Origin of the sequence: Amycolatopsis suaedae, assembly GCF_004214935.1 — a bacterium.
GTDB classification, from domain to species: domain Bacteria; phylum Actinomycetota; class Actinomycetes; order Mycobacteriales; family Pseudonocardiaceae; genus Amycolatopsis; species Amycolatopsis suaedae.
In genome coordinates, this window is the sequence record NZ_SFCC01000010.1 from 177,754 (window position 1) to 197,384 (window position 19,631).

A 19,631-nucleotide genomic window follows, 5' to 3' on the forward strand; every position below is an offset into this window, starting at 1 on the left:
ACGTCAGTGTCAATGTTTACCGTCACTGACGTGATCGTCCTCATCCTGATGCTGTGCGCCTTCGCCGTGGCCACCTCGGAGTTCATCATCATCGGCGTGATGCCGGAGGTGGCAGGCGACCTGGGCGTTTCGCTGCCTACGGCCGGCCTGCTGGTCACCGCCTACGCGGTGGCCGTCGCTGTCGGCGGCCCCGTCCTCACGGTCGTGGCCCGCAACCTTCCCCGACGTCCCCTGCTGGTCGGACTGATGGCGCTGGCGACCGGCGCCGCCGTCCTGTCCGCCCTCGCCCAGACCTACCCGCTGCTGATGGGTGCCCGCATCCTCGGCGCGCTGGCCCAGGGCCTGTTCCTCTCGGTCGCCTCGCAGGTCGCCATCGCCTCCGTCCCGGAGGAGAAGCAGACCGCCGCCATCGCCAAGGTGGTCAACGGCATCGCGCTGTCGACCGTGCTCGGCGTCCCGATCGGCACGCTGATCGGCCAGGCCAACGGCTGGCGCGCGTCGTTCGTGCTGGTCGCCGCGCTCGGCCTGATCGGCCTGATCGGTGTGCTGGTGTTCTGCCCGAAGGTCGACCACGAGCCGGAGCCGACCGTGCGGGAGAGCATCTCGGCGTTCCGCAAGCCGGCCATCCTGCTCGGCCTGGCCACCACCGTGCTGTCGTTCACCGGCATGATCACCGCGTTCACCTACGTCTCGCCGACCCTGCGCGAGGTCACCGGGTTCGCCCCGGGCTGGGTGACCGGCGTCCTGCTGATCTACGGCCTCGGCACGATGGCGGGCAGCTGGATCGCCGGGCGCGTCCCGCCGAACCGGATCGCCAGGGTCCTGCCGTTCACCATCACCGCGCTGGGCACCGTCCTGCTGCTGCACGGACTGCTCATGCAGACCAAGGTGACCAGCGTGCTGAGCCTGTTCCTGCTGGGCACCAGCGCGTTCGCCACCGGGCCGCTGCTGCACACGTTCCTGATGGGCCAGGCGGGCCCCGCCTCCGGGCTGGTGGCTTCGGTGAACATCTCCGCGTTCAACGCGGCCGCCGCGCTGGGCCCGATCCTCGGCGGCGCGGTGATCACCGGCGGACTGGGGCTGGGCAGCGTCGGCCTGTTCGCCGCGGTGCCGACGGTGGTCGGGATCGGCGTCGCGCTGGTCATCGCCGGACACACCCGCCGACGTGCGACGGCCGTGGCTCAGCCGGTGCTGGCCGGCACCACGTAGAGGGTCCGCTCGCCGGTCCACGGCGAGCTGATCCGCCAGCTGGCCAGCGTCCCCGGCGGCACGGCTCCGGTCGTCGTCGCCAGGGTCAGCGGGGCCCGCTTCGGCTGGACGTCGCGGTTCAGGAACCGGAAGTTCAGGTCGAGCAGCGCACGGGAGAACGGACCCGCCTCCGCCCGGCGCTGCTCGATCGCCGGACCGATGGCGCCACGGTCGGAGAACACGTCGAGGATCTCGCAGTGGCAGGCGTGGGCCAGCACGCCGATCTCCCCCGCGCTGGTGACGGCCCGCCCGGCCGCCACCCGGTTCAGGTCCCGCCCGATCGCCAGGTACTGCTCCGACGTCGCGTGGTTCGAGGTGATCGGCGCGGCGTCGCGGGGCAGGCCGGGCGCGACGTAGACCCAGCCGAAGGCGACCGCCAGCGCGACCGGGGCGGCGACCACCACCCGGAACTGGAACGTCGCCACCACCGCCACCGTGAACACCGTCGCGGCGGCGATGCTCGGGCCGTAGTACCAGTGGTACGGCGGAACGTCGAGCCACGAGTAGGCGAGGAAATGCGCCAGTCCGGCCGCGATCAGCCCCACGAACGGGGTGAGCCGCGGCCGCCGCACCAGCCACACCAGGCCCGCGACGACGGCCGTCGCCAGCGGCAGCCAGGACAGCACGGCCGGTGCGCCGTAGTGCTCGACGTACAGCAGCGGCCCGTTGGTGAAGCCCCACTCGCCCCAGGTGCGCTGCAGCGTCTTGATGACCAGCGTGTCCGGCACTGCCGAGCCGAGCACCAGCCAGCTGAAGCCGAACCACGGCAACGCGACCGCCAGCGCGGCCACCGCCGAACGCCACAGGCCGTCCCAGAACCGCTTGCGCAGCACGAGGATCACCGCCGCCATCACCAGCAGGTCCAGCCGGAGCAACGCGAGCAGGCCGACGACGACCCCGGCCGCCCACGGCCGCCGCGCGTCGGCGAACACCAGCAGCCAGCTCACACCCGCCACGCCCAGCGCGATCTCCAGCCCGACCGACGACAGCAGCAGCGGGTTGAGCGCCAGCAGCGCGACGGTGACCGGGGCGAACCACGCAGGCAGCTCGTAGCGCCCGCCCAGTTCCCGCAGCGCCGTGAACGTCAGCACCTGCGCCAGCACGAACAGCACCCCGCCCGCCACGACCGCGTCCCGCACCACGAACGTCACCGCGGCCAGCGCCAGGACGTTGAGTGGCGAGGTCGCGGTGTTCGAGGTGCCCTGCTCGACCAGTCCCCAGTGACCGTGCAGCGCGAGGTTCTCCGCGTAGGAGAACGTGATGTAGGAGTCGTCGATCAGGTGCCGGGAGAACAGCAGGTACGCCAGCGCAGCGAGCACGGCGACCGGCCACCAGGTGCGCCAGCCCATCAGCCGGCCATCGTCCTTGCCTCGCCCGCAGGCACCAGGTAGAGCTGCGTGCTGCCGGACCACGGCGAGGAGATCGTCCAGCTCGCCAGGGCCGACGGCGGCGGCACGGCACCCGTCTCCAGCACCAGGTCGGCCGGTGCGGGGGCCACGCTGTGGTCGAAGAACCGGAAGTTCAGGTCCAGGAACGCCCTGCCGAGCGCGCTCGCCCGCTCCCGGTGCCGCTCGATGGCCAGGCCGACGGCGCCCCGGTCGGAGAACACGTCGACGATCTCGCAGCGGCAGCCGTAGGCCAGCGCCCCGATCTCACCGGGGCCACGGATGGTGCGCTCGCCGACGATGCCGGCCAGTTCCTCGCCGATCCGCAGGTACTGCGCCGACGACGCGTGGTTGGCACTGATCGGCGCGAACTCCCGAGGAATCCCGGGCTGCACGTACAACGCCACGTTGGCGGCCAGCAACGCCACCGTCGCGGCGAGCCCGGCACCCGCGACCAGCCGCCGCACCCGCGAGGTGTCCAGCGCGGCCACCGTGGCGACGCTGAACACGGTCGCCGCGGCGACGCTCGGGACGTAGTACCAGTGATACGGCGGGACGTTCAGCCAGACGTAGGCGAGGAAGTGCGCCAGCCCGCCCAGCGCCAGCACCGCGAACGGGGTCATCCGCCGCGCGGTCACGCTGCCCCTGCGGTTCAGCACCGTCCACAACAGACCGGCGAGCAGGGCGGTGACGACCGGCAGGAAGGCCAGGACCGTCGGTGCCGGGTAATGGTCGAGGTAGAGCAGCGGGCCGCCGGCGAACGTCGACCGCGCCCAGTCGCCCTGCATCGTCTTGATGATCAGCGTGTCCGGCACCGCCGAGCCGAGCACCAGCCAGCTGTAGAGGAACCAGGGCCCGGCCACCACCAGCGCGGTGAGCGTGGTCCGCCAGATGCCCGACCAGAACCGCTTGCGGACGGCGAACACAACCACGGCGATGATCAGCAGGTCCAGCCGGATCAACGCGAGCACCCCGGCGACCGCGCCGAACGCGACGGCTCTGCGCTCGCCGGAGTACACCAGCAGCCAGCTGGCCGCCGCCACACCCAGCATCAGCTCGAGGCAGAGCGACGACAGAAGTAGCGGGTTGAGCGCCACCGCGGCGAGGGTCACCGGCGCGAACCAGCCGGCCAGGCCGTGCATCCGGCCCAGCCGGCGCAGGCCGTAGGCCAGCAGCACGGCGGACAGCACGAACAACACGCCCGCGGCGAGCACGGCGTCCCGGGTCAGGACGGTGATCGACGCCAGGGCGAGCACGTTGAGCGGCGAGGTCGCGGTGTTGGCGGCGCCGTGGTCGATCAGCCCCCAGTGGCCCCGCAGCGCGAGGTTCTCCGCGTAGGTGAGGGTGATGTAGGCGTCGTCGACGAGATGGGTACTGGCGACGGCGAACACCACGGCCGACGCGATCGCCACGCCGACGCCGAGCGCCCAGTTCGGCTGCCGAGCCGAGGACACGGGCACCGGTACGGTGGAATCCTCGGCCGACATGCTGATACGCATCGCGCGGTACTGTATCAGCTTTCGTGATGAATTCGTTATCCGCCTGTTGTGGGCTCGGTCTCAGGTCACCGGGTGTTACAGCTTGAACAGGTAGTAACCGATGGCCAGGCTGGCGATCCAGGCGACGCCGAGCACCTGCAGGATCCGGTCCTTGAGGACGATCTCCTCCGGCTCCCCCGCCGTCCCCGCGTCCACGTCGACGGCGTACCGCAGCACCGCCACGACGAACGGGATCACCGAGATGACCGGCCACACCGAGCCGTCCGCGCGCTGCTGCAGCTCGAACGCCCACAGGCAGTAGGTCATGATCAGCACCGCGGCCGAGGTCGCCCAGACGAACCGCAGGTAGCTGGCCGAGTACTTCTTCAGCGACGACCGGATCTTCGCCCCGGTCCGCTCGAACAGGATGATCTCGGCGTACCGCTTGCCCGCCACCATGAACAGCGAGCCGAACGCCGTGACCAGCAGGAACCACTGGGACAGGGTGATGCCGGCGGCGACACCGCCCGCGATGGCCCGCATCAGGAAGCCGGAGCCGACGATGGCCAGGTCGATCACCGGCTGGTGCTTCAGGCCGAAGCAGTAGCCGAGCTGGATGGCCTCGTAGACGGCCAGCACGATCAGCAGGCTCGGGTGGGCCAGCGTGCCCACCGCCATCCCGGCGAGGAAGAACACGGCGGCGGCGCCGTAGGCGAGCGGGACCGGGACGATGCCCGCCGCGATCGGGCGCCGCGACTTCGTCGGGTGCGCCCGGTCGGCCTCGACGTCGATGGCGTCGTTGATCAGGTACACCGACGACGCGACCAGCGAGAACGCCACGAACGCGACCGCGGCGTCGACGAGCACCGAGGCGTTGCCGATCTGGCCGCTGGTGAACGGCGCGGCGAACACCAGGATGTTCTTCACCCACTGGCGTGGCCGCGCCGTCTTGAGCACGCCCTTCGCGGTGGCCAGCAGCCCCCGCTTCGTGGTCACCGGTGCCGAGGTGGCCGCCTCGGCACCGGTGGTCTCGACGGTCTCCGACTCCACCGTCTCGGCAGCCGGGTTCTCCGGCTCGCCGGTCGGATCAGTCTTCTTCTCGCTCGTCTCGCTCATCTCGCTTCAGCTTCCTTCGCAGGAGTCCGCCGATAACTCCCCCCAGAGCGGCACCGGCGAGGACGTCGGTCGGATAGTGCACCCCGAGGACCAGCCGGGAGGCCAGCATCGGCGGCACCAGTGCCGGCACGAGGTTACGCCCGGTCAGTCCCGAGTACAGCACCGCGGCCGCCGTGGTGCTGGTGGCGTGCGAGGAAGGGAAGCTCAGCTTGCTCGGGGTACCGACCAGTACCTCGACGCTCGGGTCGTCCGGCCGGGGCCTGCGAACGACCCGCTTGACCGCGATCGACGCGGCGTGCGCGCCCACCACGCCGGCCGCCGCGACCAGCCACTGCTTGCGCCTGCGGCGGTCCACCGCCGCGCCGAGCAGACCCAGCGCGAACCAGCCCGCGCTGTGCTCACCGAAGTGCGACATCCCCCTGGCGACCGGCACAGCGCCCTTGCGGTTGAGCAGGCGCTGCGCCTTGGCCAGCACGACCACCTCCGTGGCCGGGCTCTTCTTAAGCATCGAGCGATCCGTCCAAGGGCGCGCCGTCGGTCAGGTGTGGCGCGATCTTGTTGTCGAACGCCGTCAGCGCCGAGCCGATCGCCATGTGCATGTCGAGGTACTTGTAGGTACCCAGGCGGCCGCCGAACAGCACGTTGCGCTCCTTGGCTTCGCGCTTGGCCAGCTCCCGGTACTGCACCAGCTTCTCGCGGTTCTCCGGGTTGTTGATCGGGTAGTACGGCTCGTCGTCCTCCCCCGCGAAGCGGGAGAACTCGCGGAAGACCACCGTCTTGTCGTCCGGGTAGTGCTTGCGCTCCGGGTGGAAGTGCCGGAACTCGATGATCCGGGTGTAGGGCACTTCCTCGTCGTTGTAGTTGACCACCGAGGTGCCCTGGAAGTCGCCGGTCTGCACGACCTCGGACTCGAAGTCCACGGTGCGCCAGCTGAACTTGCCCGCGGAGTAGCCGAAGTAGCGGTCCAGCGGACCGGTGTAGACGGTCGGGGTGCCTGCCGGGATCTGGTCCCGCACGTCGAAGTAGTCGACGTTGAGCCGCACCTCGATGTTGGGGTGATCGGCCATCTTCTCCAGCCACGCGGTGTAGCCGTCGACGGGCAGGCCCTCGTAGGTGTCGTTGAAGTACCGGTTGTCGAAGGTGTAGCGGACCGGGAGCCGGGTGATGATGTCGGCGCCCAGGTTCTTCGGGTCGTTCTCCCACTGCTTGGCCGTGTAGCCGCGGATGAACGTCTCGTAGAGCGGCCGGCCGATCAGCGAGATCGCCTTCTCCTCGAGGTTCTGCGCGCTGGCGGTGTCGAACTCCGACGCCTGCTTGGCGATCAGCTCGCGGGCCTCGTCCGGCGTGTGCGACTTGCCGAAGAACTGGTTGATCAGCCCCAGGTTCATCGGGAAGGAGTAGACCTGCCCCTTGGCCTTGGCGAACACCCGGTGCTGGTAGTTGGTGAACTCCGTGAACTTGTTCACGTACTCCCACACCCGCTTGTTGGAGGTGTGGAACAGGTGCGCACCGTACTTGTGCACCTCGATACCGGTCTCCGGATCGGGCTCCGAGTAGGCGTTGCCGCCGATGTGGTGCCGGCGCTCGAGCACCAGCACGCGCTTGTCCAGCTGGGTCGCGGCCCGCTCGGCAATGGTCAGGCCGTAGAAACCGGAGCCAACGACGATCAGGTCGAAACCGGAAAAGTCGGCTTCAGTAGTCTTTACGGGATTCGTGTGGGCGCTCACGGGCGCCCAGGGTACCGACGCACCAGACACGGGTCACAACGCCCATACCTCCGAGCAACAGAACTACCACAGAAAGTCGGCTGGAGCAGTGCCAACACCGGACACGTTCTGGACCTACGCGACCACGATCGGTATTTACCTCGTCGTCCTCGTCGTGCCAGGTCTGCTGGTCGGGCTTGCCGCCGGGCTCCGTGGGTGGTCACTGGCCGGGCTCACCCCGCTGTTCACCTACGCGGTCACCGGCCTGGCCGGGCCGTGGCTGGCCGAGTTCGGGCTGCCGTACAACGTCGGCACCGTCGCGGCCGTCACGCTGCTGTTCGCCGGCCTCGGCTTCACCGCCCGCAAGCTGACGGCCCGCCTGGGGTGGGGCAAGGAGGCCGCGGGCCCACCGGTCGCCTGGACGGCCCGCGCGCACTGGGCCGTCGCGGCCTGCGTCGCGCTGGCCACGGTGCTGTCCGTCGTGGTGGTGCTGTCGGCGGCGGGCGGCCCGAACGCCGTGTTCCAGCGCTGGGACACCGTGTACCACGCCAACGGCCTGCGTTACATCGCCGACACTGGCGACGGATCGCTGACCGGCATGAGCACGATCAACTGGTACCCCGACGGGTCGTACTACCCGAACGCGTACCACCTGGTCGGCGCGCTGGTGTACTCCCTGTCCGGCGCCACCGTCCCGGCCGCGCTGAACGCCGTCACGGTGCCGGTCGCAGGCATCTTCGCGCTGTCGCTGGTCGCGGTGATCCACCGCTTCGGCGGCCGCGCCGTGTTCGCCGGCTGCACCGCGCTGGTCGCGGCGGCCGCCACCACGGGTGCCTACGAGTCGGTGTCCAGCGGGCTGCTGCCGTTCGCGCTGGGGATCGTGCTGACCCCGCTGTCGGCCGTCGCGCTGCAGGTCTTCCTCGACCGCCCCGGCCTGGACACCGGGTTCGTGCTGGCGCTGTCGGCCGCCGGCCTGCTCGCCGCGCACTCCAGCACCCTGTTCGGCGCGATCCTGCTGGCGCTGCCGCTGCTGGTGCAGCGCTGGTGGCAGCGCAAGGGCAAGCCGTGGCGCGACCTCGCGCTGGTGGCGCCCGCGGCGCTGGCCGCCGGGTTGATGACCGCGCCGCACATCCTCGGCGCGCTCACGTTCAGCTCCGGTGCCTACCCGTACAACCCGTGGGCGTCCGACATCCCGGTCATGGCGGCGCTGACGCAGCTGGCGACGTTCCGGCAGGTGCTCGACGAGCCGCAGATCTGGCTCAGCCTGCTGCTGGCCGTCGGCGTGATCATGCTGTGGAAGCTCGGCCGCATGCTGTGGGTGGTCATGTCGGCGGTGCTGCTGTCGGCGATGTTCGTGCTGGTGGCCTCCTACGGCGCCGAGCCGTGGGTGATCTCGATGTCGCGGCCGTGGTGGAACGACCGCTACCGGCTCATGGCCCTGGCCGCGATCCCGCTGTGCCTGCTCGCCGGGCACGGCCTGGCCGAGCTGCAGCGGCTGTCGGCCAAGGCGATCGGCCAGTGGTCCTGGCTGCAGGCGCGGCCGAACGCGACCGGCAGGGTCGGGCTGGCGACCGGCGCGGTGGTGCTGGCGCTGCTCGCAGTGCTGACCAACGGCTTCTACACCAGCGTCAACGCCCAGGCCGTCGCCTACGCGTACCACAACGGGCCGGAGTCCGAGCACCGCGAACAGCCGGTGTCGGCCGACGAGGTCCGCGCGATGCTGGAGCTGCAGAAGTTCGCGGTGCCCGGTGAGCGGGTGATGAACGAGCGGTCCGACGGCACGGCCTGGGTGTACGCCATCGCGGGCGTGAAGCCGGTGGCCGGTCACTACGACCCGAGCGTCCCGCCGCCCGACGCCAAGCTGCTGGCCAGGCACTTCCGCGAGTACGACACCAACCCCGAGGTGCGGGCGGCGGTGGAGCGGCTGAACGTGCGGCACGTGCTGATCGGCCACGGCTCGATCCAGGCGCAGTACTCGGTGACGTCCGGCCTGCGTGACCTGGAGGGCCTGCGCTTCCTGCGCAAGGAGTACAGCAACCCAGGCGCGGTCATCTACACGGTCCTGCGCTGACGCCCCAAAGCACGTGAAAGCCACATTCATTACGTCTCACGTCAGGGTCCCGGCAAAGTCCGGGGTGCGGCAGGGCGAGGGTGATCCCGAGCGCAGAATTCGCGGGCCGCAATGCAGAACTCGCGGTCGCGAGCGCAGAACTCACGATGTGGACGCCGGTTCCAGATCGCGAGACGTGGCCCGGCCCAGGCTCGTGAAGGCCACCTTCATTACGTGTGACGTGGTGATGGTGGCCTTCACGTGCTCTGGTGCTTGGCGGGTTGTCTCGTTCGTGGTGGCTGGTGGGGTGGTTGTGGTGTTGGAGGCCGGTGGGGCGGGTGTGCCGGGGTGAGGGCGGATGTGGTGGCGTCAGATGCCGTGAAAGGGGCCCTCACGGCAATCGCCCACGACTCCCGACTCTGCCGGGGCCCCGACGTCTCACGTGGTGAAGGTGGCCTTCACGTGCTCCGGACACAAGATCGGCTCCGGAGGTGACGGCTGCCCCTGCCGTCACCTCCGGAGCCGTGACCCCCATGCACCCCCGGGCAAGTCATGTACTCGTAAGAACTCAGAAAAGCACCGACAGGTTTCCATCAGTGGAAACTGTCACCCTAACGGACTAACCCAGGTCCGGCAGCACCTCGTCGGCGACCTGCTCCAGAACCGACTCGTGACCCTCGTAGTAACCGCCGGAGCGGGGCCAGTGGACGATCACGTCGGTGAAGCCGAGTTCGCGCGCCCTGCCGACGGCGTCGGTGAACGCGCCCACGCTGGACAGCGAGTACACCGGCGACGAGTCGAGGTTCAGGTAGCGGTCGGTCTCCCGGCCGGCGGCCGCCAGCGCCTCGGTGTAGCGCTCGGACAGCTCGGCGACGCTGCGCCACCAGTCGTCCAGGTTGTCGGTCTTGCGGCCGGTGGTCGCCCAGGCCGATCCCAACCGCGCCGCCAGCCGCTGTGTCCTCGGCCCGTTCGCGGCGACCAGGAACGGCAGCCGGGGACGCTGCACGCAGCCGGGGACGTTACGGGCGCCGACGGCCCGGTAGTACTCGCCCTCGTAGTCCGCCTTGTCGGTGGCGAGCAGCACGTCGAGCGCCTCGACGAACTCGACGAACCGGTCGGCTCGCTGCTTCACGGACAGTTCCGGGCCGCCGAGGACCTTGCCGTCGTAGTTCTCCGCGCCGTGCCCGGCTCCGACGCCGAGCATGAACCTGCCGTCGGAGATGTCGTCCAGCGTGATCAGCTCACGGGCGAACGGCACCGGGTGCCGGAACACCGGCGACGCGACGAACGTGCCCAGCCGGATCGTCGACGTGACCGCCGCCGCGGCGGTCAGGGTGGGGATCGCGCTGAACCACGGGCCGTCGACCAGCTCACGCCAGCCGAGGTGGTCGTAGGTCCACGCGTGGTCGAAGCCGTACTCCTCGGCGGCCCGCCACTTCGGCTCCGCCGCCCACCACCGGTCTTCGGGAAGGATCACGATTCCAACACGCACGGCGCCAAGGTAGTGGTCAACACCGACCGTCGGCCGCCCGGGATCGCTCTGGGAGACTGGTGCACGTGCAGAGACCCCAGCTGATCGCCTCCGACGTCGACGGAACCCTGCTCGGCCCCCGGGAGAAGCTCACCGAGCGGACCCTGGCCGCGGTGCGCCGCGCGATCGAGGCCGGGGTGCCGGTCGTGCTGGCCAGCGGGCGGCCGCCACGCTGGATGGCGCCGGTCGCCGAGCCCGCGGGGCTGACCGGGTACGCCGTGTGCGCCAACGGCGCGGTGCTGTACGACCTCGGCGAGGACCGGGTGCTGCAGGTCAACGGCCTGCTCGAACCCGAGCGCCTGCACGACATCGCCGACGAGCTGGACAGGGCCATCCCGGACTGCCGGTACGCGGCCGAGCGCATCGGCCGCCGGGCGATCGACCCGGACGTGCACAACTACGTGGTCGAGACCGAGTACTCCAACCCCTGGGGCGACGGCGAGGGCATCACGGCGGCCAAGGCCGAGGTGCTGGGCAAGCCCGCGATGAAGCTGCTGGTGCGCCACGAGGGCATGACCTCGGGCGAGATGGCCGCGCTGGCGACCGAGGCGCTCGGTGCCGAGGTGGACATCACGTTCTCGTCCAATGCCGGCCTGATCGAGATCGGCGCCCCTGGGGTGACGAAGGCGACCGGGCTGGCGGAGGTGGCCCGCAGGCTGGACGTCGAGCAGCGGCGGATCATCGCGTTCGGCGACATGCCCAACGACCTGGAGATGCTGCGCTGGGTCGGGCACGGGGTGGCGATGGCGAACGCGCACCCGGACCTGCTCGCCGTCGCCGACGAGGTGACCGCGCCGAACTCCGAGGACGGCGTGGCCCAGGTCCTCGAACGCTGGTTCTAACGGGCGTCGAGGGCGGCGGCCTCGTCCGGCGTCGGCGCGGTGCCGCCGAGGTGGACGGGCAGCCACCAGCGCTCGTCCTCGGACGCCGGCTGCTCGGGGTAGTCGGCCTGGATCCGGTCCAGCAGGCCGCTCATCCGCGCCCGCAGCTCCTTGGTGACGACCTCCGGCTCGTCCCCCGGCGACGGCGTCAGCGGCTCACCGGCGAGCACGGAGATCGGCACGTGCCGCTTGGTCAGCGTGCGCGGGCGGCCCTTCGTCCACAGCCGGTGCGTGCCCCACAACGCCATCGGCACCACCGGGACGCCGGCCTCGGCCGCCATCCGCACGGCACCGGACTTGATCGGCTTCACGGTGAACGACCGGCTGATCGTCGCCTCGGGGAACACGCCGACCACCTGACCGGCCCGCAGCCGTCGCACGGCCTCGGCGTAGGAAGCCGCGCCGGCGGACCGGTCGACGGGAATGTGGTGCATTCCGCGCATCAGCGGCCCGGCGATCCGGTTGGCGAAGATCTCCTGCTTGGCCATGAACCGGACGAGCCGCCGCGCCGGCTGCGCACCGAGCCCGCAGAAGATGAAGTCCAGGTAGCTGACGTGGTTACAGGCGATGACCGCGCCGCCGTGCCGAGGGATGTGCTCGGTGCCGCGCACGTCCAGCCGGTTGTCCAGAACCCTGAACATCAGCTTGGCGGCAGCCACGACGGGCGGGTACACGAGTTCGGCCATCAACCTAGGTTACGCGACCGTAGGTTGCACGTGGAGTGTGCTGAACCACCCAGCCCGTCGCGAGCGGTGATCCAGGCGCCGCCTCGCAAGGCGGAGGATCGCCCTCGTACTGGACCGTACTCGGGCGATCCGACAACGCAGCGAGGCGGCGCCTGGGCGCCGCGCAGCAGGGCTGGGTGGTTCAGCGCACTCCTGGAGTGTGGAAACTCTCAAAGCGGACAGGGCACGTAGGTGAACCGCGGGTCCGCGTCCAGCGCCGCGACCAGGCCGCCGACCTGCTCCCTGCGCAGGTACACCGTCGCCCACCGGGCCGTGCCCTCCCGCTGGAACGTCGCCACGTTGTACCGCCCGGCGTAGGCCGGGTCGGCGGCACAGTGCTGCCGGTCGACGTAACCCTCGGCGGCCACCGCCACCGCGGGCCTGCGCACGTTGACGACGTAGTCGTAGTCGCTGGCGACGAGCCGGTCCGGGCTCCGCTCGGCCCGCTCGCCGTCGCGGGCGATGTGCTCGTCGGTGCGGCCGCGGACGTCGACGACCGCGATCCGGATACCCGCGTGGTAGGCCAGCGCGCCGTTGACGTACGTGCTGACCACCGACCCGGCAGGCAGCCGCTCGCCCAGCCAGGAGCCCATCTCGGCCAGCTCGGCCGTCCGGGCGGACCAGTCGCGCACGGCAGGCAGCATGCTCTCCTGCGTCGTCGACACCAGCAGCGACAGCCCGGACACCACCACCGTGACGCTGGCGACCACCCGCACCCTCGACCGCGGCCGCGGCGACGGGATGCCCTGCGACAGCAGCCGCGCACCGTAGGCGGCGACGGCGCCGATGGAGAACAGCACCGGAACGCCGGCCAGCAACCGCCACGCCGGCTGCGCGTCGCCACCGCGCAGCGTCACGGCGACCAGGTACACCACGGCGACCGTGAACAGCAGCCACAACGCCGCCCGCGCCTCGCCGTCGGCGGCCTCACCGTCCTTGCGACGGTGCACGATCGCGGCGATCGCGGCGACGCCCAGCAGCAGGAACGCCTGGTGCGACACGACGAATCCGGTCAGGTACTGCCAGCCGTCGGACAGCTGGTCGGCGGGCGCGGCAGGCGCCCGCACGGCCCGGACGTTCGGCACGAACCAGCCGTAGTAGGTGACCCGCCAGCCCACCCACGGCACCAGCAGCACCAGCGCGCCGAGCCCGCATCCAGCCGGTGCCCACCAGGTCAGCCTGCCCCTGCCCGCGGCGAACAGCAGCCAGATCACCGCGACGATGCCGACCAGCATGCCGTCCGGCCTGGTCATGATCGCCGCCGCGATCAGTACCCCGGCCACGAGCGGACGGCGCCGCACCAGCGCCGTGCACACGCCGAGGGTCAGCAGCAGGAACAGCGGCGTCTCGCTGCCGGACGCGCCGTAGGCGGCCAGGCCGCTGGCGGCGGCCGTCAGCATCGCCCCGGCGACACCCAGCGCGGGCAGGGCGTCGGCCGGATCGGGGGCCGCCAGCCGGACGATGCTGTTGACCAGGAAGTAGGCCAGCAGTACCGATCCGCAGGTGGCCAGCATGCCCAGGGCGACGGCGGTGTCGGCGACGTCGGCGCCGAGCAGGGTCCGCGGCCAGGCCAGCAGCACCACCCAGGCGAAGTTCGTGTACCCCTCGACCCGTTCGCCCGCGTTGAACACCGGGCCGTTGCCCTGCGCCAGGTTCTCGGCGTAGCGGAACGCGATCTGCGCCTCGCCGGACAGGCCGCGGAACACCAGCTGGTGCGCGACCGAGAACGCCAGCGTCAGCAGCAGCGCGGCGACGCGCCAGGCGCGCTGCCGGTTGAGCCGGGGCCAGGCGGCGAGGACGAGCACGGACAGCAGCAGCCATGCACCCACCGCGACAGCGGCCACAGCCCCTCACCCTCCGGGGCAGCACGTCAAGGCGTAGCCGTGTTCCCCGCCCGCAGACCTTCGAGAACCCTTCTGTCCAATTGGTACACCGTCACACTGCCCGAATGGAAGCCGACACTCAATCCCGGCAACCCCTCCAACCCGAGCAGACCAGGGGGAAGCCGGAACGTCTGCGCTCCGTGCAGCCAGTTCTCCGGGGCCCCGCCGCCCGCCCCGATGACCGGGGCCTCGGTGTCGAAGTACACGTAGGCGATGTTGAGGTCCAGGATCATCTTCAGCACGGCCGGATCGCTGGAGTAGTTGCGGAACCGGTCCAGCAGCTCGTAGGTGTAGGGAAGCTGCGCGGCACCGAGCGTGACGATGTTGACCACGGGGATGTCGTACTCGGTGTACAGGTTGGTCGAACCGTCGTTGGCGCTGTTCATCACGCGCTCGCCCGGCTTGATCCGCTCGGCCAGCCACCTGGCGGCCTTCTGGTCGTCGTCGTCGACGCGGACGAAGTGCGGCCGCGCCCAGCGGGTCGCCATCAGCTGGGCGTTGCGCTTGGCGTAGGGCACCGACGCGGTGATGCCGTAGCCGAGCATCACCACGACCACCAAGCCCAGCGCGAGGACGCCACGTGAGCGGGCCAGCGCCCCGAAGCGCTCCTCACGGGTGGCCAGGAACCGGGCCACCCCGGCGACCGTGAACAGCACCGCGATGGTGATCATCAACGGCACGAACAGCGAAACGTGTGACTGGATGCGGACGTAGGACTTGTAGAAGAACCCGCCCAGCGTGTTGCCGACGATTCCGTTGGGGTTCATCCGGAACACGATGCTGATCAGCATCCAGAACGACCACAGCGCCAGCGCGCCCCAGGCTCGCCTGGTCATGAACACCGCGATGGCGCCGGCCAGCACGAGCACCGCCGCCGTGAGCTCCGCGGTGACCTGACGGCCCGCGACGGCCTCGCCGAAGCTCATCATGATGTTGGTGCCGACCGCTTCACCCAGCGGGAGCGGCCCGATGTCGGCCGGGAAGTTCCCGGTGCGGTTCGCCTGCGTGGCGGCGCCGAGCAGGGCACCGAGCCCGGCCAGGCCCGCGGCCACCGCGGCGCCGGCCAGCACCGGCCACTGGCCCCGCAGCGTCGCCCGCCCCTGCTTGGTGAACGCCTCGACCACCAGGTAGACCACGGCACTCGCGCCGATGGACACGGCGACGCTGGGATGCACGCTGAACGTCCCGGCGACGGCGATGCCCAGCACCAGCGCGCGGGCCCACTGTCCGCGGCCGATGGTGAAGATGGCGGCCAGCACACCGGGGGTCAGCGCGAGCGCGACGGCGTTGGGGGCGATGCCGCCGACGTGCATCATGTTGAACCCGGGCCGGAACAGCCCGGCGGCCACGATCGCCGCGACACCGCCGCCGACGATCGTCCACTCCGGACCGAACCGCAGCCTGCGCAACACCGCGGCGGTGAGCGCGGCACAGCCGAGCACGAACACCGGCCCGAGCATCAGCGCGACGATGACGTTGTAGCCGACGATCGGGCCACCGGCCAGCTCGCCGCTCAGCGCGACGGTGATCGGCAGGCCGCTCGGGTAGTAGGCCACCGGCTGCCCGGTGAGCATGTCCAGCGGCAGCAGCTCCCACGGGGCCGCGTTGCCGGTGTGCGTGATGTAGCCGGCGAGCAGGGTGTGCACGATCGAGTCGTGCTCCTGCGGATAGGTGGACCAGCCGCCCATGCCGCGGCGCCACGGCTCGAACGCCAGCACCAGGGCGAGCAGCACCATCGCCGCGCCGCCGAGCTTGGCGGCCTTCGAGATCCCCGGCGACAGCGCGGGCAGGAACGAGTGGTCGGGCTCGGCCGGTTCGGGCGGCAGTCCCAGGCCACGGCGGCGCAGCAGCCACGCGACGACGCCGACCACCGCCACCACGACCACGGCGACACCGAGCGCGAGCCACGGGCCGAACGGCAGGCCGGGAACCCCGGACGCGACCCCGGTCAGCGCGTAGACGCCGACGCTGGCCGGGGCGGTCAGCCCGGCCAGCCAGACCTTGTCCCGGACGCCCGCCGCCAGCAGCAGCGCCAGCCCCGGAACCACCACCGTGGCGACCCCGGCCAGCAGCTGCAGAACGCCGGTCACCGAGCACACACCTGTGACACTGGAACTCCCATTTCGCGCGGTTCTGCCCCCAGACAGGGGTCAGGCTAGCGAAATGCTCGCAACCCCCTCGTGGCGGGCGGAACCGTTCGCACAAAGCACGTGAAGGCCACCTTCACCACGTGAGACGTAATGAAGGTGGCCTTCACGAGCTTGGGACTCAGGCAGCGGCGCGACGAGCCTGGATACGTGCGGTGAGCGCGGCACCACCGGCGGTGAGCAGGTCGGCGACGGTGAACATCACCCGCGAGGCCAGCGCGAACGCCAGCGCCTGCGGACCGGTGATGGCGGTCGCGGTGAGCACGGCGACCATCACGACCTCCCGCACACCGGCACCGCTGGGCAGGATGAACGCGAACGTGCCCGCGGTCATCGCGATGGCCATCGCACCGACACACAGGATGAACCCGCCGATCCCCGGCGCGCCGACCGAGTTGGCCAGCAGCCACAGGTGGACGCCCTGCAGGACGTAGGCACCGACGCAGGCGCCGAACACCTTGCCGACGACGCGGTAGCCCAGCGGGCGCTGCAGCGGCGGGCGGCGCAGGATCTTCAGCACCAGCGAGGTGCCCCAGGTCAGGATCTTCGGGTGCAGCGCGGCCAGGCCGAGCGGCAGTCCGATGAGCAACCACCAGGCGTTCGGGCTGTTGGCGAACACCGCCGGCATGGCCAGCAGCGACAGCGCGAGCGCCGCCACCACGCCGACGCCGAAGTGAATCAGCGAGCCGGTGAAGATCCGGACCCTGGCCAGGCCGGCCTTCTTGCCCAGTTCCATCTGCAGCAGGTAGGCCCAGACGCTGCCCGGCACGTACTTGCCGAGCTGCCCGACCAGGCAGATCTGCGCGCCCCTGGCGTAGCCGATGGGCTTGCCGAGGTGGTCGATCACGGCCTGCCACCCGTAGGTGGACACCGCGATCGACGCGACCAGCGCGACCAGGCTGAGCACCGACGACTGCCAGGCGATGCCCTTCAGAGTCAGCCAGAACTCGTCCCAGTTGACGACAAGGCTGCGGACGGCGAAGAAGATCACCACGGCGATGGCGATCCACCGTGCGGCGTCGAGCAGCTTCGCCTTTGTCGTCTTGGGCTGCTTGGCCGGCTTCTCGGTCACACCCGTAGCCGACGACTCCTCGGCGAGCTTGGGCTCTTCCACGGCGGTCATGTGCTGTCGGGTCTCCTCGGGGGGCACGGGGCCACCATAGGCGGTCGATTATGTGGCGACGGTCACCAGGCGGGTGAACTCGCCGAGCAGGTCGTATCCGTCCCACACCGCGGCGAAGCTCAGGGCCTCCCCGAACGGGACGATCCGGTCGACGCCCCGGCCCGCGAGAGCCTTGGCGAAGTCGACGAGTTCGGCGTGGTCGAAGCCGAACTGCGACACGGTCTGGTCCTTGCGGACCACGATCGGCACGAGCTCGTCCAGGCTGCGCACGCTGCCGTGCGCGAACGTGCCCGCTCCCAGCCACTCCCTCGGCATACTTGCCGGCTCGGCCAGCTCCAATGTGGCCACACCGTTGGTGTCGGTGCCCGCACCGTCGAAGGAGATCTTCGTGATCAGCCCGTCCACCGCGGCGCCGTAGGCCGACACCCGCTTCTGCACGGCCATCGCAGGCTCGGTGACGTGCTGCTTGTCCGCCAGCACCTGGGCCAGCAGCTCGCGGAACTGCGTACCCGCCTCGGTGGCGCCCGCCTCGTCGCCGACCCAGAACACCGCACGCGGCGACGAGCAGGCGGCCTGGTCGAACCAGTACGAGTCGTTGTAGAAGCCCTCGGCGGCGAGCCTGCGCTCGGCCTGCGACGACCGCTGCCAGGCGGCCACCGAGGCGATGGCGAACGACGAGCGGTCGGAGAAGGTGATGTCGCGGGCGTGCGGCGACAGCGGGTAGCGCCGCAGGGCGTTGACCGACCCGTCGCCGCCCCAGATGACTCGCAGGTCACAGGCACCGGACAACGCGGTGCTGATCTCGTCACTGCGGTCGTAGGTGACCATGCGCTGGGTCTGCGTGATGACCCGCGCGGTGTCGGCGTCCACCTCGGACAGTGCGGCGTTCAGTGCCGCCAGCACCTCTTCGGCGGCACCCGCGCTGCGCGAGGACACCCGCACGACGTTGGGGTTGCCCGCCAGGGCGGACAGCGCCCAGGAGTAGACGAAGATCGTGTCCACATTGGCGGGCGGGACGTGGAAGACCAGCCCACGCGGGAAGCGCAGCGTGCTGGCGTCGCCGTCGGCCAGCCCGGCCAGTGCCTTGTGGATCTCCGCCTTGCGCAGGAAGAAGCCGAGCGAGGCCAGCTCCGGGTACCGCCGCGCGGTCGCCGGCGCGAGCAGCTTGCGGGAGAACTTGGTGAGGAAGTCGATGATCCGGGGGTCGCCGACGGTCAGCCTGCCGCCGTCCGGCTCCGCCCGCAGCCGCTCGACCAGTTCACCGACGTCGACCGGCTCGGCCTCGGGAAAACGCTGGGTAACGGTGGTCACGCGGCCTGCCCTCCGGAGAACGTGTCCGAGCAGCCGCGGGCCTCGGCCTTGGGCAGCCTGCCCAGCACCGAGAAGTGCTTACCCGGCCAGTCGCCGTCGTCGATGCCGTTGTAGACACCCAGGTCCTCGGTGAGCAGCACGTGTCCCGGGTAGGACCGCGGCAGCGTGCTCACCACCTCGATGACACCCGGCTTGCCGACCGGCTGTTCCTGCCAGGTCTCCGGGTCGCGGATGACGACGTCGGCGAAGTCCGGGCAGTACAGCGAGTTGCCGGACGGGCCCTCCAGGAACACGGTGCCGATCTGCTCGATCATCCCGTAGTAGTTGTAGATCTGGTGCAGGCCGGTGTCCTCTTTGAACCGGCGGCGGAACTCGGTGTTGTCCACCGCGCGGTCGATCAGCTTCTTCCAGCCACCGGAGTGGATGAGGATGCCGTTGGACAGGTCCAGGTTGTTGTCCCTGGCGACCTCGTAGAGGTAGAGCCACACCATGAAGGTGAAGCCGAAGATCAGGAACGGCTGGTCGCCGTGGCGCTCCAGGAAGCCCTTGACGGCTTCGATGTCCGGCTTGTCGTTCTCGTCCAGCACGTAGACGTGCTTGCGGCCGAAGTTGGCCATGCCGAGCACACCGGCGCCGCGGGCGGAGAACGAGCGGCGGTTCTTGATGATGCTGACCGTGTCGACCATCAGCATCGGCAGCCGGTCGCCGCCGAGAACGGTCTGCAGCGTGGCGCCGAGCTGCCTGGTCTGCGCGCCGGCGGCGTCCTTGTCCAGGTAGATGCGGGACGCGCCGGAGCCGGTGGTGCCCGACGAGGTCAGCGTCTTGAAGACCTCGCTGTCCGGGACGCTCTTGAGGTCGTGCGTCTTGAACATCCGCACCGGCAGCCAGGGCAGGTCGGCGATCGAGCCGAACGCCGCGTCGGCCGGGATGCCCAGCGAGGACAGGATGCGGTCGTAGCCCGCGGAGTTGGCGCGGTGGTGCGCGGTCAGCTCGGCGAGCTGCGGCAGCAGCGTCTTCTCGCGCTCCGCCTGAGACAGGGTGAACATG

The 19,631-nt window shown here is 70.4% G+C and carries 15 protein-coding genes; 3 read left to right on the top strand and 12 right to left on the bottom strand.

Annotated elements, in window-relative coordinates; translation table 11 throughout:
- Positions 1-30: 30 nt before the first annotated feature.
- Positions 31-1,209 (top strand): MFS transporter, encoded by a 1,179-nt coding sequence (locus EWH70_RS20855; RefSeq protein ID WP_240687112.1) that lies wholly within the window; start codon positions 31-33, stop codon positions 1,207-1,209.
- On the opposite strand, the gene EWH70_RS20860 is transcribed toward EWH70_RS20855, so the two are convergent.
- The 5 genes from EWH70_RS20860 to glf all read right to left on the bottom strand — a co-directional run bounded on the left by EWH70_RS20860 (position 1,182) and on the right by glf (position 6,954).
- Complete coding sequence (locus EWH70_RS20860; protein ID WP_240687113.1) at positions 1,182-2,597, bottom strand: hypothetical protein; 1,416 nt, start codon at positions 2,595-2,597, stop codon at positions 1,182-1,184. The genes EWH70_RS20855 and EWH70_RS20860 overlap by 28 nt on opposite strands.
- Positions 2,597-4,132: a hypothetical protein gene (locus EWH70_RS20865; RefSeq protein WP_130477135.1), complete on the bottom strand. Its 1,536-nt coding sequence runs from the start codon at positions 4,130-4,132 to the stop codon at positions 2,597-2,599. The genes EWH70_RS20860 and EWH70_RS20865 overlap by 1 nt, the downstream gene beginning before the upstream one ends.
- A gap of 75 nt (positions 4,133-4,207) precedes the next feature.
- A complete protein-coding gene (locus tag EWH70_RS20870) occupies positions 4,208-5,227 on the bottom strand; it encodes a decaprenyl-phosphate phosphoribosyltransferase (protein ID WP_130477136.1) in 1,020 nt (339 codons plus the stop codon).
- Positions 5,199-5,735 carry a phosphatase PAP2 family protein gene (locus EWH70_RS20875; protein WP_130477137.1) on the bottom strand — a complete coding sequence of 179 codons (537 nt, stop codon included), beginning with the start codon at positions 5,733-5,735 and terminating at the stop codon, positions 5,199-5,201. The genes EWH70_RS20870 and EWH70_RS20875 overlap by 29 nt, the downstream gene beginning before the upstream one ends.
- On the bottom strand, positions 5,728-6,954 hold the full coding sequence (glf, locus tag EWH70_RS20880) for a UDP-galactopyranose mutase (RefSeq protein WP_130477138.1): 1,227 nt from the start codon (positions 6,952-6,954) through the stop codon (positions 5,728-5,730). Before glf ends, EWH70_RS20875 begins: the two co-directional genes overlap by 8 nt.
- 88 nt (positions 6,955-7,042) lie before the next feature.
- On the opposite strand from glf, the gene EWH70_RS20885 reads away from it, so the two are divergent.
- Positions 7,043-9,004: a DUF6541 family protein gene (locus EWH70_RS20885; protein WP_130477139.1), complete on the top strand. Its 1,962-nt coding sequence runs from the start codon at positions 7,043-7,045 to the stop codon at positions 9,002-9,004.
- A gap of 598 nt (positions 9,005-9,602) precedes the next feature.
- Here the strand turns inward: EWH70_RS20885 and EWH70_RS20890 are convergent.
- Entirely contained in the window at positions 9,603-10,475 is an 873-nt protein-coding gene (locus tag EWH70_RS20890; protein ID WP_130477140.1) for an LLM class flavin-dependent oxidoreductase, read from the bottom strand.
- Positions 10,476-10,540: 65 nt separating this feature from the next.
- On the opposite strand from EWH70_RS20890, the gene EWH70_RS20895 reads away from it, so the two are divergent.
- Positions 10,541-11,356: an HAD family hydrolase gene (locus EWH70_RS20895; RefSeq protein WP_240687114.1), complete on the top strand. Its 816-nt coding sequence runs from the start codon at positions 10,541-10,543 to the stop codon at positions 11,354-11,356.
- Here EWH70_RS20895 and EWH70_RS20900 read toward each other — a convergent pair.
- The 6 genes from EWH70_RS20900 to EWH70_RS20925 form a co-directional block, all read right to left on the bottom strand.
- Positions 11,353-12,081, bottom strand: a complete 729-nt coding sequence (locus EWH70_RS20900; protein WP_130477141.1) for a lysophospholipid acyltransferase family protein — start codon at positions 12,079-12,081, stop codon at positions 11,353-11,355. The genes EWH70_RS20895 and EWH70_RS20900 overlap by 4 nt on opposite strands.
- 209 nt (positions 12,082-12,290) lie before the next feature.
- A complete protein-coding gene (locus tag EWH70_RS20905; protein ID WP_130477142.1) occupies positions 12,291-13,964 on the bottom strand; it encodes a glycosyltransferase family protein in 1,674 nt (557 codons plus the stop codon).
- A gap of 26 nt (positions 13,965-13,990) precedes the next feature.
- Positions 13,991-16,093: a DUF6541 family protein gene (locus EWH70_RS20910; protein ID WP_130477143.1), complete on the bottom strand. Its 2,103-nt coding sequence runs from the start codon at positions 16,091-16,093 to the stop codon at positions 13,991-13,993.
- A gap of 178 nt (positions 16,094-16,271) precedes the next feature.
- Positions 16,272-17,273: a lysylphosphatidylglycerol synthase transmembrane domain-containing protein gene (locus tag EWH70_RS20915; protein WP_130477144.1), complete on the bottom strand. Its 1,002-nt coding sequence runs from the start codon at positions 17,271-17,273 to the stop codon at positions 16,272-16,274.
- A gap of 48 nt (positions 17,274-17,321) precedes the next feature.
- Positions 17,322-18,584 carry an acyl-CoA reductase gene (locus tag EWH70_RS20920; protein WP_130477145.1) on the bottom strand — a complete coding sequence of 421 codons (1,263 nt, stop codon included), beginning with the start codon at positions 18,582-18,584 and terminating at the stop codon, positions 17,322-17,324.
- Complete coding sequence (locus tag EWH70_RS20925) at positions 18,581-19,630, bottom strand: LuxE/PaaK family acyltransferase (RefSeq protein ID WP_130477146.1); 1,050 nt, start codon at positions 19,628-19,630, stop codon at positions 18,581-18,583. The genes EWH70_RS20920 and EWH70_RS20925 overlap by 4 nt, the downstream gene beginning before the upstream one ends.
- Position 19,631: the final 1 nt, after the last annotated feature.